The 13,207-nt window shown below is 58.0% G+C and carries 11 protein-coding genes; 7 read left to right on the top strand and 4 right to left on the bottom strand.

The annotated features are described in order from the left end of the window. The first annotated feature begins 43 nt into the window (after window positions 1-43). Genes fhuA through fhuB form a run of 4 tightly spaced genes read left to right on the top strand, consistent with a single transcriptional unit; the run spans window position 44 to window position 6,016 of the window. Window positions 44-2,299 carry a ferrichrome porin FhuA gene (gene fhuA / locus GVO84_RS04080; RefSeq protein ID WP_159515548.1) on the top strand — a complete coding sequence of 752 codons (2,256 nt, stop codon included), beginning with the start codon at window positions 44-46 and terminating at the stop codon, window positions 2,297-2,299. A 50-nt stretch (window positions 2,300-2,349) separates the two neighbouring features. Further along, window positions 2,350-3,147 (top strand): Fe3+-hydroxamate ABC transporter ATP-binding protein FhuC, encoded by a 798-nt coding sequence (gene fhuC, locus GVO84_RS04085; protein WP_033144663.1) that lies wholly within the window; start codon window positions 2,350-2,352, stop codon window positions 3,145-3,147. Next, a complete protein-coding gene (gene fhuD, locus GVO84_RS04090) occupies window positions 3,147-4,037 on the top strand; it encodes a Fe(3+)-hydroxamate ABC transporter substrate-binding protein FhuD (RefSeq protein WP_159515549.1) in 891 nt (296 codons plus the stop codon). Before fhuC ends, fhuD begins: the two co-directional genes overlap by 1 nt. Continuing rightward, entirely contained in the window at window positions 4,034-6,016 is a 1,983-nt protein-coding gene (gene fhuB, locus GVO84_RS04095) for a Fe(3+)-hydroxamate ABC transporter permease FhuB (protein ID WP_159515550.1), read from the top strand. The genes fhuD and fhuB overlap by 4 nt, the downstream gene beginning before the upstream one ends. A 74-nt stretch (window positions 6,017-6,090) precedes the next feature. On the opposite strand, the gene hemL is transcribed toward fhuB, so the two are convergent. Further along, on the bottom strand, window positions 6,091-7,371 hold the full coding sequence (hemL, locus tag GVO84_RS04100) for a glutamate-1-semialdehyde 2,1-aminomutase (RefSeq protein WP_121425057.1): 1,281 nt from the start codon (window positions 7,369-7,371) through the stop codon (window positions 6,091-6,093). A 177-nt stretch (window positions 7,372-7,548) separates the two neighbouring features. Here hemL and clcA point away from each other — a divergent pair, with 177 nt between their 5' ends. Both clcA and erpA read left to right on the top strand, forming a co-directional pair. Continuing rightward, entirely contained in the window at window positions 7,549-8,949 is a 1,401-nt protein-coding gene (clcA, locus tag GVO84_RS04105; RefSeq protein WP_159515551.1) for a H(+)/Cl(-) exchange transporter ClcA, read from the top strand. A gap of 79 nt (window positions 8,950-9,028) precedes the next feature. Beyond that, window positions 9,029-9,376 (top strand): iron-sulfur cluster insertion protein ErpA, encoded by a 348-nt coding sequence (gene erpA, locus GVO84_RS04110; RefSeq protein WP_023310446.1) that lies wholly within the window; start codon window positions 9,029-9,031, stop codon window positions 9,374-9,376. Window positions 9,377-9,447: 71 nt separating this feature from the next. Here erpA and GVO84_RS04115 read toward each other — a convergent pair whose 3' ends face one another. The 3 genes from GVO84_RS04115 to mtnN are packed head-to-tail and all read right to left on the bottom strand — an operon-like array spanning window position 9,448 to window position 11,590. Continuing rightward, window positions 9,448-10,071, bottom strand: a complete 624-nt coding sequence (locus GVO84_RS04115) for a TRIC cation channel family protein (protein ID WP_159515552.1) — start codon at window positions 10,069-10,071, stop codon at window positions 9,448-9,450. Between the two features lie 27 nt (window positions 10,072-10,098). After that, a complete protein-coding gene (btuF, locus tag GVO84_RS04120; protein ID WP_133550650.1) occupies window positions 10,099-10,899 on the bottom strand; it encodes a vitamin B12 ABC transporter substrate-binding protein BtuF in 801 nt (266 codons plus the stop codon). Beyond that, entirely contained in the window at window positions 10,892-11,590 is a 699-nt protein-coding gene (gene mtnN, locus GVO84_RS04125; RefSeq protein WP_014882620.1) for a 5'-methylthioadenosine/S-adenosylhomocysteine nucleosidase, read from the bottom strand. The genes btuF and mtnN overlap by 8 nt, the downstream gene beginning before the upstream one ends. 82 nt (window positions 11,591-11,672) lie before the next feature. Between mtnN and dgt the strand changes: the two genes are divergently transcribed. Next, a complete protein-coding gene (gene dgt, locus GVO84_RS04130; RefSeq protein WP_121425060.1) occupies window positions 11,673-13,187 on the top strand; it encodes a dGTPase in 1,515 nt (504 codons plus the stop codon). Window positions 13,188-13,207: the final 20 nt, after the last annotated feature.

Here is a 13,207-nt window from a genome sequence, read left to right on the forward strand (position 1 = left end):
ATTCTCGTTTACGTTATCATTCACTTTTCCATCAGAGAACAACATGGCGCTTTTCAATACAGCTCAGCCTATTAACACGTCGCGACGTAAAATCGCGGTGGTTGTCGCCACAGCGGTTGCCGGCATGTCTGCTTATGCACATGCGGCCGAAGCCCCGAAAAAAGAAGAAACCATTACGGTAACAGCGGCACCTGCGGCACAGGAAAGTGCCTGGGGGCCTGCTGCGACCATCGCCGCAAGGCAATCCGCGACCGGGACCAAAACGGATACCCCGATTCAAAAGGTTCCTCAGTCTATTTCTGTGGTCACGGCCGAAGAGATGGCACTGCATCAGCCGCGCTCGGTAAAAGAAGCCCTGAGCTACACGCCTGGCGTTGCGGTAGGCACACGCGGCGCGTCTAACACCTATGACTATTTGATTATCCGCGGCTTTGCGGCCGATGGTCAGACGCAGAATAACTACCTCGACGGCATGAAAATGCAGGGGAACTTCTATAACGACGCGGTGATTGATCCTTATATGCTGGAGCGCGCCGAGATCTTGCGCGGTCCGGTTTCCGTTCTGTACGGCAAAAGCAGCCCAGGCGGCTTGCTTAACATGGTCAGCAAGCGCCCAACAACCGAGCCGCTGAAAGAGATCCAGTTCAAAGTCGGCACGGATAGCCTGTTCCAGACCGGGTTCGACTTTAGCGATGCAATTGACGATGACGGCGTTTACTCTTACCGCTTAACGGGCGTGGCGCGTTCGAATAATTCCCAGCAGGAAGGTAAGGGTGAGCAGCGTTACGCCATCGCGCCATCTTTCTCCTGGCGTCCGGATGATAAAACCACCTTCACCTTCCTCTCCTACTTCCAGAACGAGCCTGAAACGGGCTATTACGGCTGGCTGCCAAAAGAGGGGACGGTTGATCCGCTGCCGAACGGCGATCGTCTGCCGACGAACTTCAACGAAGGCGCGAAGAACAATACCTATTCCCGTAACCAGAAAATGGTGGGATACAGCGTCGACCACGAATTCAACGACACCTTTACCGTGCGTCAGAACCTGCGCTATGCGCAGAATAAGACCTCGCAAAACAGCGTTTACGGCTACGGTATGTGTTCCGATCCGCTCTATTCGAGTAATCCGGCATCCAGCCCTTGCGCGAGCGTTCCTCAGTCGCAGTGGGGCCATACGCTGACTCGCCAGTATGTGATCGATAACGAGAAGCTGGAAAACTTCACTGTTGATACGCAGCTGCAGAGCAAGTTCGCGACGGGTTCACTCGATCATACTCTGCTGACGGGTGTGGATTTCATGCGCATGCGTAATGACATCGACTCGTGGTTCGGTTATGCCGGTTCCGTTGCGCCATCTGATATCTATAACCTCGATCGCAGCGATTTCGATTTCGGTTCACATCCTGGACCGTCAGGCGCCTATCAGGTGTTGAACAAGCAAAAACAGACCGGCGTTTACGCTCAGGATCAGATTGAGTGGGACAAAGTCCTGGTAACCCTGGGCGGTCGTTATGACTGGGCCGATCAGGAATCCTACAACCGCGTGACGAACACCACCTCCAAACGTGATGATACCCAGTTCACCTGGCGCGGTGGCGTTAACTATCTGTTTGATAACGGCGTAACCCCGTACTTTAGCTACAGCGAATCGTTTGAACCGGCTTCGCAGAGCGATGCCCAGGGCAAGCTGTTCGCGCCGTCTAAAGGCAAACAGTACGAAGCGGGCGTGAAATACGTGCCGAACGATCGTCCGATCGTCGTCACCGGCGCGTTGTACCAGCTGACCAAAACCAACAACCTGATGGCGGACCCGGCGGGCTCCTTCTTCTCGGTTCAGGGCGGTGAAATCCGCGCGCGTGGCGTAGAGGTGGAAGCGAAAGCGGCCCTGTCTGCGAGCGTTAACCTGGTGGGTTCTTATACCTATACCGATGCAGAATACACCACGGACACCACCTACAAAGGCAACACGCCTGCTCAGGTGCCAAAACACATGGCATCGTTGTGGGGCGATTACACCCTGTTTGACGGTGCGCTGTCTGGTCTGACGCTGGGTACCGGCGTGCGTTACACGGGCTCAAGCTATGGCGATCCGGCGAACTCCTTCAAAGTGGGCAGCTACACCGTTGTCGATGCGCTGGTCAGATACGATCTGGCACGCGTTGGCATGGCGGGCTCAAACGTGGCGCTGCACGTGAACAACCTGTTCGATCGCGAGTACGTTGCCAGCTGCTTCAATACCTACGGCTGCTTCTGGGGTGCTGAACGTCAGGTTGTTGCCACCGCGACCTTCCGCTTCTAATCTCTCTTCGGGCACGGTTCGCCGTGCCCTTTTTATTTAAGTTGGCTGATATGCAGGATATTCAAACGCAACCCGACACCACCTTTACGCTCAACCATCTCTCCTTTCGCGTACCCGGGCGCACTCTGCTGCATCCGCTCTCTCTGACGTTCCCTGCCGGTAAAGTGACGGGCCTGATTGGTCACAACGGCTCCGGTAAATCCACGCTGCTCAAGATGCTGGGGCGCCATCAGCCGCCTTCAGAAGGCGATATTCTGCTGGATGACCAACCGCTGGAGAGCTGGAGCAGTAAAGCCTTTGCCCGCAAAGTGGCCTATCTGCCGCAGCAGCTGCCGCAGGCGGAAGGGATGACGGTGCGTGAGCTGGTGGCGATTGGGCGTTATCCGTGGCACGGGGCGCTTGGGCGCTTCGGCGTCGCCGACAGAGAGAAGGTGGAAGAGGCGATTGCGCTGGTCGGGCTAAAACCGCTGGCGCACCGTCTGGTGGATAGCCTGTCCGGCGGCGAACGTCAGCGCGCGTGGATTGCGATGCTGGTGGCGCAGGACAGCCGCTGTCTGCTGCTGGATGAACCGACCTCCGCGCTGGATATTGCGCATCAGGTCGACGTCCTGGCGCTGGTGCATCGCCTGAGCCAGCAGCGTGGTCTGACGGTCATTGCGGTCCTGCACGATATCAACATGGCCGCGCGTTATTGTGACTACCTCGTCGCGCTGCGCGGGGGCGAGATGATTGCCCAGGGCACACCGGCAGAGCTGATGCGCAGCGAGACGCTGGAACATATTTACGGTATTCCGATGGGTATTCTGCCTCACCCTGCCGGGGCTGCACCGGTGAGCTTTGTCTACTGATGCTGGATAACACACGCATTAGCCGCCGTCGCCTGCTGACGGCGATGGCGCTCTCACCGCTGCTGTTCAAAATGAATACGGCGCGTGCCGCCGCCGTCGATCCGCACCGTATTGTGGCCCTGGAGTGGCTTCCGGTCGAGCTGATGATGGCGCTTGGCGTCACGCCCTATGGCGTGGCGGACATTCCTAACTATAACCTCTGGGTGAACGAGCCGAAGCTGCCGGACTCGGTGATCGACATCGGCCTGCGTACGGAGCCAAACCTTGAACTGCTCACCCAGATGAAACCCTCGTTCATGTTCTGGTCAGCGGGCTACGGTCCGTCAGAGGAGATCATGGCGCGCATTGCGCCAGGACGTGGATTCGCCTTCAGCGACGGTAAAAAACCGCTGGCCATGGCGAAAAACTCGATTAACGAGATGGCGCGTTTCCTCAACCGCGAGGTCGAGGCCAAAAAGCATCTCGACGAATTTGATACCCTGATCGACTCCCTGAAGCCACGCTTTGCCAACCGGGGCGATCGTCCGCTGCTGATGGTGACGCTGCTGGATGCCCGCCATATGCTGGTCTTCGGTAAAAACTGCCTGTTCCAGGAAGTGCTCGACAGCTTCGGCATTCGCAATGCCTGGGAAGGGGAGATGACGTTCTGGGGCAGTACCGCGGTGGGTATCGATCGTCTGGCGGCGTTTCGCGATGTCGATGTGCTGTGTTTCGACCACGGCAACGAACGCGCCATGCAAACCCTGATGGCAACCCCGCTCTGGCGGGCGATGCCGTTTGTGCGTGAGCAGCGCTTCCAGCGCGCCCCGGCGGTCTGGTTCTACGGCGCGACGCTGTCGGCCATGCATTTTGCCCGCGTGCTGGATAACGCCCTGGGAGGTAAAGCATGAATACGCGTATCGCCCGCTTCCCGGCGCTGCTGCTATCCCTGCTTTTTCTGGTTGCGCTGGTATTAACCGGGTTCAACCTCTCGGCGGCGTTACCCCGCGCGCAGTGGGGGGCCGCTCTGGCCTCGCCGGATATCGACAATATTCAGCAGATGCTGTTCCACTACAGCCTGATGCCGCGTCTGGCGATCTCCCTTTTAGTCGGCGCCGGTTTAGGGCTGGTGGGCGTGCTGTTCCAGCAGGTTTTGCGTAACCCGCTGGCAGAGCCCACCACGCTCGGCGTCGCGACCGGCGCGCAGCTTGGGATCACCGTCACCACCCTGTGGGCGCTGCCGGGTGCGTTAACCTCGCAGTTTGCGGCACTCGCGGGGGCGTGCGTGGTGGGCGCGCTGGTCTTTGGCGTGGCCTGGGGCAAGCGCCTTTCTCCGGTAACGCTTATTCTGGCCGGGCTGGTGGTGAGCCTCTACTGTGGCGCGATTAACCAGCTGCTGGTGCTGTTCCACCACGATCAGCTGCAAAGCATGTTCCTGTGGAGTACCGGTACGCTCACCCAGACCGACTGGAGCATTGTGCAGCGCCTGTGGCCGCAGCTGGCTGGCGGTGTTGTGCTGACGCTGCTGCTCCTGCGTCCTCTGACGCTCATGGGTCTGGATGATGGCGTGGCGCGTAACCTGGGGCTGGCGCTGTCGCTGGCTCGCCTGGCGGCGCTGACGCTGGCGATTGTATTAAGCGCCCTGCTGGTGAACGCGGTCGGCATTATCGGGTTTATCGGCTTGTTTGCGCCGCTGCTGGCGAAAATGCTCGGGGCGCGTCGTTTACTGACGCGTCTGATGCTAGCGCCGCTGATTGGGGCGCTGATCCTCTGGCTTTCCGATCAGCTTATTCTCTGGCTGGCGCAGGTCTGGAGGGAAGTCTCCACCGGCTCTGTGACCGCGCTTATCGGGGCGCCGCTGCTGCTGTGGCTGCTCCCGCGGCTGCGCAGCATGAGTGCACCGGCGATGGACGCGGGCGATAAAGTCTACGCTGAACGTCAGTCGGTGCTGTGGTTTAGCCTTGCCGGTCTGGCGGTGCTGATGATCGCCTCGTTCGCGGCGCTCTCATTCGGACGCGATGCCTCGGGCTGGCACTGGGCAACGGGTGATTTACTCAATGAACTGCTGCAGTGGCGCTGGCCGCGTATCTTCGCTGCGCTGATCGCAGGGGTAATGCTGGCGGTGGCGGGGTGCATTATTCAGCGTCTGACCGGCAACCCGATGGCGAGCCCTGAAGTGCTTGGTATCAGCTCTGGCGCTGCCTTTGGCGTGGTGCTGATGCTGTTCTTTGTGCCGGGCAATGCGTTTGGCTGGCTGATGCCTGCCGGCAGTATCGGCGCGGCAGCCACGCTGATGATTATCCTGATAGCCGCCGGTCGCGGCGGGTTTTCTCCGCACCGCATGCTGCTGGCCGGGATGGCGCTCAGCACCGCATTTACGATGCTGCTGATGATGCTGCAGGCCAGCGGGGATCCGCGTATGGCGAAGATCCTGACCTGGATTTCCGGCTCAACGTACAACGCCACCGGCAGCCAGGTAATCTGGTCCGGGATGGTGATGCTCGTGCTGCTGGCGATGGTGCCGCTGTGCCGCCGCTGGATGACCATTCTGCCGCTCGGCGGCGAAACCGCACGTGCGGTGGGAATGGCGCTGACGCCAGCGCGCGTGGCCTTGCTGCTGATTGCGGCGTGCCTGACGGCTGTGGCAACCCTGACGATTGGACCGCTGAGTTTTGTCGGATTAATGGCGCCGCACATTGCCAGAATGATGGGATTCCGCCGGACGATGCCGCATATCGTCATGTCGGCCCTGACGGGCGGGGTGATGCTGGTGTTCGCGGACTGGTGCGGAAGAATGATGCTGTTCCCGTATCAGATCCCGGCGGGTCTGCTGTCGACCTTTATCGGTGCGCCGTACTTTATTTATCTGTTGAGAAAGCAGAGCCGGTAGTCAGGTGCGGGCTGATGCCCTCACCCCAGCCCTCTCCCACAGGGAGAGGGAGAACACCCAACCCGGCAATGCCCTTAGAGCTTCGCGAACACCTTACGCGCCGCGTCGATGGTGTTATTGATATCTTCTTCGCTGTGCGCCACGGACATAAAGCCCGCTTCGAACGCGGACGGTGCCAGGTACACGCCTTCTTCCAGCATCAGGTGGAAGAAGCGCTTGAAGCGTTCAACGTCGCACTTCACCACGTCCTGATAGCTGGTCACGGTTTTCGCATCGGTGAAGAAAATCCCGAACATGCCGCCCACGTGGTTAACCACCAGAGGGATACCGGCCTCTTCTGCGGCTTCCAGCAGACCGTTTGCCAGCTGCGTGGTCAGGTCGGTCAGGGTTTCATGAATGCCAGGCTGAGCCACTTCGGTCAGGCAGGCAAAGCCCGCCGCCATGGCGATAGGGTTACCGGAGAGCGTGCCCGCCTGGTAAACCGGACCGGTTGGTGCCAGGGCTTCCATCACGTCCTTACGCCCACCGAATGCGCCGACCGGCATGCCGCCGCCGATGATTTTGCCGAGGCAGGTCAGGTCCGGCTCAACGCCGTAGTAAGACTGGGCACCCGCCAGCGCCACGCGGAAGCCGGTCATGACTTCATCAATGATCAGCAGCGCGCCGAACTCGTCGCACAGGGCGCGCAGGCCCGGCAGGAACTCAGGCTGCGGTGGGATGCAGTTCATGTTGCCCGCAACCGGCTCAACGATGATGCAGGCGATCTCCTGCGGATACTGCTCGAACGCCGCGCGAACGGTAGCAAGATCGTTGTAGGTGCAGGTCAGGGTGTGCTTCGCGAAATCTGCCGGTACGCCTGGCGAGTTTGGCTGGCCGAGCGTCAGCGCGCCGGATCCGGCTTTTACCAGCAGGCAGTCCGCATGGCCGTGGTAACAGCCTTCGAATTTGATGATTTTATCGCGACCGGTAAAACCGCGCGCCAGGCGGATGGCGCTCATGGTGGCTTCGGTACCGGAGTTCACCATACGCACCATGTCCATGGTAGGCACCAGTTCGGTCACCAGCTCCGCCATTTTCACTTCCATTTCGGTTGGCGCGCCGAAACTCAGGCCGCGCTGGGCAGCTTCAATCACCGCATTACGAATAGCCGGGTGGTTGTGCCCCAGCACCATCGGGCCCCAGGAGCCGACATAATCGATATAGGCTTTGCCATCGACATCATACAGATACGCGCCGTCAGCACGTTCGATAAACAGCGGCGTACCGCCCACGCCGGTGAAGGCGCGCACAGGTGAGTTCACGCCACCCGGAATAAGCTCGCGGGCTGCACTGTAGAGGTTTTCAGACTTGCTCATGGCGTCGTTCCTGGTTCGTATAAAATGATTAAGCCCACTATTCTAAGTGATTCGGGGAAGGTTATGAAATTTTTAGCCGGGTAATGCTTTAAGATTTGTTAAGTAATTTTCAGGAGACGGTGGGGCAGTCTCTGGTAAAATCCTCGCGGCTTTTTGTATGACGAATAAGAACAGGACATGAAATCAGATTCTCCGTCTTTTGAAGAACAACAGTTTACGCGCGCCCGGCACCGGGTCAGTATTCGGCGGCTGCTCAATCGCGATAAAACGCCGCTGGCGATCCTGCTGGCCGCTGCCGTGGTGGGGACTCTCGCGGGGCTGATTGGCGTGGCGTTTGAAAAAGCGGTTAATGCCGTACTCAACTGGCGAGTGGGCACCGTGGCCGGTTTCGCCGACAGCGAATGGCTGGTCTGGGTTTGGGCATTCGGGCTGTCTGCGCTGTTTGCCATGGTGGGGTATTTTCTGGTGCGTAAATTTGCGCCGGAGGCGGGCGGGTCGGGCATCCCGGAAATTGAAGGTGCGCTGGAGGAGCTGCGTCCGGTACGCTGGTGGCGGGTGATTCCGGTTAAATTCATCGGCGGCATGGGGACCCTGGGCGCAGGCATGGTGCTTGGCCGGGAAGGGCCCACGGTACAGCTGGGGGGAAACGTCGGCCGCATGGTGGGCGATCTGTTTCGGATGCGAAGCGCCGAAGCGCGCCATACGCTGCTGGCAACCGGCGCGGCGGCGGGGCTTTCCGCCGCGTTTAACGCGCCGCTGGCGGGTATTTTGTTCATTATCGAAGAGATGCGCGCGCAGTTCCGCTACAACCTGATCTCGATTAAAGCGGTATTTACCGGTGTCATTATGTCGAGCATCGTGTTTCGCATCTTTAATGGAGAGGGCGCGGTTATTGAGGTGGGGAAACTGACCAACGCGCCGGTCAACACCCTGTGGCTTTACCTGATCCTCGGCATGATTTTTGGCGTGGTGGGACCGCTGTTTAACGCCTTTATCCTGCGCGCTCAGGATATGTTCCAGCGCATTCACGGCGGCAACACCACGAAATGGGTGCTGATGGGCGGCCTGCTGGGCGGAATGTGTGGCGTACTCGGGTTTATTGAGCCGAATGCCGCAGGCGGCGGGTTCGGGCTGATTCCCATTGCGGCAGCGGGGAATTTCAGCGTGGGTCTGCTGCTGTTTATGTTTATTTCAAGAGTCATCACGACGGTGCTGTGCTTCTCCTCCGGCGCGCCCGGCGGGATTTTCGCCCCGATGCTGGCGCTGGGTACGCTGCTCGGCACCGCGTTTGGTATGGCGGCGGAAGCGGGGTTTCCCGCCTATCATCTTGACGCCGGGACCTTTGCCATCGCCGGAATGGGGGCGCTGCTGGCCGCGTCCCTGCGTGCGCCGTTGACCGGGATCGTGCTGGTGCTGGAGATGACGGACAATTACCAGCTCATTTTGCCAATGATCATTACCTGTCTCGGCGCGACACTATTAGCCCAGTTCCTGGGTGGAAAACCGCTATACTCCACCATCCTGGCGCGTACCCTGGCAAAACAAGAGGCTGAGCGGGCCGCCACGCAGAATACTTGAATGAATTACCAGGGTATTAGATAATGAGATAAAGAATTGGGTGAATTTTACCCAATAGCAGTATTCATGGGAGCATAAGATGAGTGATGACGTAGTAGCTGTACCGCTCGAATTTACCGAAGCAGCAGCCAACAAAGTGAAAGTCCTGATTGCCGATGAAGACAATCCGGATCTTAAACTGCGTGTCTATATTACCGGTGGCGGCTGCAGCGGCTTCCAGTATGGTTTTACCTTTGACGATCAGGTTAACGATGGCGATATGACTATCGAGAAACAGGGCGTCGCGCTGGTGGTTGACCCGATGAGCCTGCAGTATCTGGTGGGTGGTTCGGTTGATTACACCGAAGGTCTGGAAGGTTCGCGCTTTGTGGTCACTAACCCGAATGCGACAAGCACCTGCGGGTGTGGTTCTTCGTTCAGCATTTAAGAGGGTGCGGGCTGATGCCCTCACCCCGGCAAAACGCTAAAAACGGTAACCTTGTGGTTACCGTTTTGCATTTACCTGCCATTTTCATCCAGCGCAAACGTCGGCAGCTTCAGGTGCCAGCGTATCGCCGCTAAACGTATCACCAGCGTCACCACCATCCCCAGCATCGCGGCATTTTCCAGCGGGAGGGCAAAGGTGTAGTACGCGGTCGCGTGAACAATCCCGCCCACAATGCAGGCCGTTGCGTAAATTTCAGTACGCAGGATCATCGGCACTTCACGCGCCAGAATGTCGCGAATGATCCCACCGCCCACGCCGGTTAATACGCCCATACAGATTGCCACCATTGGACCGGTACCCGCATTAAACGCCTTATTGACGCCAATACCGACAAACACGGCCAGACCGACGGCATCCAGTACCGGCAATATCCATTTAGGTAATCTGCGGGGCTGGCGAACCAGCACAATGGTTAACAGGCAGGTGATCATCGCGACCACCAGATCGGTAGGATCTTTCACCCAAAACACCGGGCCATTCGCCAGCGCCATATCGCGGATAGTCCCGCCGCCGACGGCGGTCACGACGCCCAGCACCAGCACGCCAAACGGATCCATGCGTAGTTTTCCGGCGAGCAGGACGCCGGAGATAGCAAAAACGGCTGTGCCAAGAATATCCAGCCAATAAACGAGCATCGTTAAATCCTCGAAAAGGGTCTTATGTTAGTGACTCTCTGCCAGCGCGGCACAGAGCTGTTTTGCGGCGAGGATAATACGCGGGCTGGCGCGTTCAAACCAGTCGCTGTTGAGGGGTATTACCGGTATTTTTAGCTGCTTTTGCCAGAATTGCTCAATTTTGGGAATTTCGCTCGCATTTCCGACCACGACGATGGCCTGCGGCTGACGCGCCAGGACCTGTTCACGGCTGACCTGAGGCCAGGGCACCCGGCTGGCAGCAAAGATATTTTCACCGCCGCAGACTTCCAGCACCTGGTTTTGAATCGACCCTTTTCCGGTGGTGAACAGCGGCTGGCTGCCAAACTGCAGGAAGATGCGCTTTTTAACAGGGGTATCGTATTGGGATTTCAGCGCGGCATAGTCGCTCAGCATCTGTTTCGCCGCAGCCTCGGCTTTTTTGGGCGTAGGGCTATAGGGTGCCAGAGCGCGTAGCGCCTGAGCGACCTGCTCAATGCTGACGGCATCAATCCACATCACTTTTATGCCAAGCGAGGTGAGCTGGTTGACCTGCCGCTCGGCGTTGCCGCCGCGCCAGGCCAGCACGAGATCCGGTTTAAGCGACACGATGCGCTCAAGGTTCATCCCCTGCCAGGTTGCCACTTGTTCAATATCCGCGGCCTGCGGTGGGTAATCCGAATAGCTACTCACGCCAACGGGCGTGATCCCGGCGGCAAATGCCAGTTCCGTATTCGCGGGAGAGAGCGTAATCACACGCGGTACAGCATAGAGCCACAGCGGTGCGAGAAGAAGCAGGGCGGCCAGCGCCCTGACGGTATGTTTAGCCACGTGCCAGATTCTGCACCAGGCGTTCCACCATCACGGTGGACTGTTTTGCCGCAACGGTCAGGAACTCGTCGAAGCTGATGTGGGACTGCTGGTCTGCCACGTCAGAGATGGCGCGAACCACCACGAACGGTACGCTGAAGTTATGGCAAACATGAGCGATCGCGGTCGCTTCCATCTCAACGGCAACCGCCTGCGGGAAGTTATGACGGATTTTCGCCAGCCCAACGGAGCCGTTGATGAAGGCATCACCGCTGACAATCAGACCGCGTACCGCGTTGAGGTTGAGTTCTGCGATGCAGGTCTCTGCCGCCGCAATCAGCTTGTCGTCAGCTTTAAAGCCGGCAGGGCAGCCCGGAAGCTGACCGTACTCGTAACCGAACGCGGTGACGTCGGCATCGTGGTAACGCGCTTCGTCGGAGACAACGATATCACCCACTTTCAGCGTCGGCGCCAGGCCGCCCGCAGAGCCGGTATTCACGATCACGTCCGGCTTGCAGCGCTCAAGCAGCAGGGTTGCACCCAGCGCAGCAGCCACTTTACCGATGCCTGATTTCAGCAGAGCCACGTCAACACCGTTCAGCTGGCCGGTGTAGATCTCACAACCACCAAGAGAGAGAGTCTGACGGTTCTCAATTTTGTCACGCAGCAGCGTAACTTCTTCTTCCATTGCACCAATAATGCCGATTTTCATAGATTTACTCGCGATGTACCTTGTTAAGATGCATAGTCTATCATGCGGTTAAGGGGAAACGCATTCTCACGCGGGGGAGCACATGGCACCAATCGATTTTCGCACCAAAATTAACTGGCACCGACGTTTCCGTTCGCCGCAGGGCGACAAGAGCGAACATGAGATCCTGCGTATCTTCGAAAGCGATCGCGGGAGGATCATTAACTCGCCCGCTATCCGGCGTCTGCAGCAAAAGACGCAGGTGTTCCCGCTGGAGCGTAACGCCGCGGTGCGCACCCGTTTAACCCACTCCATGGAAGTGCAGCAGGTCGGGCGCTACATTGCCAAAGAGATTTTGAGCCGCCTCAAAGAGCAGCGTTTACTGGAAACCTATGGTCTGGATGAACTGACCGGGCCGTTTGAAAGCATCGTTGAGATGGCCTGCCTGATGCATGACATTGGCAACCCGCCTTTCGGCCACTTTGGTGAGGCGGCGATCAATGACTGGTTTAAGCAGCGGCTTTATCCTTCGGATGCGGTAAGCCAGCCCCTCAGCGATGACCGCTGCATCGTACGCGATTTACGTCTGCGTGAAGGTGAAGAGGGGCTGAACGATCTGCGTCGCAAAGTGCGCCAGGATTTGTGTCACTTTGAGGGCAACGCTCAGGGGATCCGGCTGGTCCATTCCCTGATGCGCATGAACCTGACCTGGGCACAGGTCGGCTGTATTCTGAAATATACTCGCCCCGCGTGGTGGATGGGGGAGACGCCCGCGTCCCACAGTTATTTAATGAAAAAACCGGGCTATTACCTTTCCGAAGAGGCCTATATTGAACGGCTACGTAAAGAACTTTCATTGACGCCAAACGGCCGCTTTCCATTGACCTGGATTATGGAAGCCGCCGATGATATTTCCTATTGCGTGGCCGATCTGGAAGATGCCGTTGAGAAAAGAATCTTCAGCGTCGAGGAGCTTTACCAGCATCTTCATGCGGCCTGGGGTGCCCATGAAAAAGGCTCGCTGTTTGCGCAGGTTGTCGAAAATGCCTGGGAAAAATCGCGCTCAAATACATTAAGCCGCAGTACGGAAGACCAGTTCTTTATGTATTTGCGGGTCAATACATTAAATAAACTGGTGCCGTATGCGGCGTCGCGCTTTATTGATAATTTGCCGCTCATCTTCAGCGGGGAATTCAACCACGCGCTGCTGGAAGATGACAGCAGTTTCAGTCAACTCCTTGAGCTTTATAAACATGTGGCGATGCGGCATGTATTTAGCCATCCGGATGTCGAGCAGCTGGAACTGCAGGGCTATCGGGTTATCAGTGGGTTACTGGAAATTTATGCCCCGTTGCTCCAGCTGTCGGTCGACGACTTCAGCGAGCTGGTGGAACACGAGCGCGTGCGCAGAATACCTATCGAATCGCGGCTTTATCAGAAACTCTCAACCCGGCACCGTCTGGCGTATGTCGAAGCGATTGGCAAGCTGGATCGCCACTCTTCCCAATGGCCGGTGATGGAATATTATTATCGCTGCCGTCTTATCCAGGACTATATCAGCGGCATGACGGATTTGTATGCCTGGGATGAATACCGCAAGCTGATGGCGGTGGAATAATCCCGGTGTTTTGTAAAGAC

Source organism: Enterobacter sp. SM3 (genome assembly GCF_009811935.2).
Taxonomy (GTDB): Bacteria; Pseudomonadota; Gammaproteobacteria; order Enterobacterales; family Enterobacteriaceae; genus Enterobacter; species Enterobacter asburiae_D.

What these genes read in the sequence shown, in the direction of transcription:
- fhuB (WP_159515550.1), top strand. Translation starts at nt 4,034, where the DNA reads ATGAATACGCGTATCGCCCGCTTCCCGGCGCTGCTGCTATCCCTGCTT.
- fhuD (WP_159515549.1), top strand. Translation starts at nt 3,147, where the DNA reads ATGCTGGATAACACACGCATTAGCCGCCGTCGCCTGCTGACGGCGATG.
- fhuC (WP_033144663.1), top strand. Translation starts at nt 2,350, where the DNA reads ATGCAGGATATTCAAACGCAACCCGACACCACCTTTACGCTCAACCAT.
- dgt (WP_121425060.1), top strand. Translation starts at nt 11,673, where the DNA reads ATGGCACCAATCGATTTTCGCACCAAAATTAACTGGCACCGACGTTTC.
- fhuA (WP_159515548.1), top strand. Translation starts at nt 44, where the DNA reads ATGGCGCTTTTCAATACAGCTCAGCCTATTAACACGTCGCGACGTAAA.
- clcA (WP_159515551.1), top strand. Translation starts at nt 7,549, where the DNA reads ATGAAATCAGATTCTCCGTCTTTTGAAGAACAACAGTTTACGCGCGCC.
- erpA (WP_023310446.1), top strand. Translation starts at nt 9,029, where the DNA reads ATGAGTGATGACGTAGTAGCTGTACCGCTCGAATTTACCGAAGCAGCA.
- GVO84_RS04115 (WP_159515552.1), bottom strand. Translation starts at nt 10,071, where the DNA reads ATGCTCGTTTATTGGCTGGATATTCTTGGCACAGCCGTTTTTGCTATC.
- mtnN (WP_014882620.1), bottom strand. Translation starts at nt 11,590, where the DNA reads ATGAAAATCGGCATTATTGGTGCAATGGAAGAAGAAGTTACGCTGCTG.
- hemL (WP_121425057.1), bottom strand. Translation starts at nt 7,371, where the DNA reads ATGAGCAAGTCTGAAAACCTCTACAGTGCAGCCCGCGAGCTTATTCCG.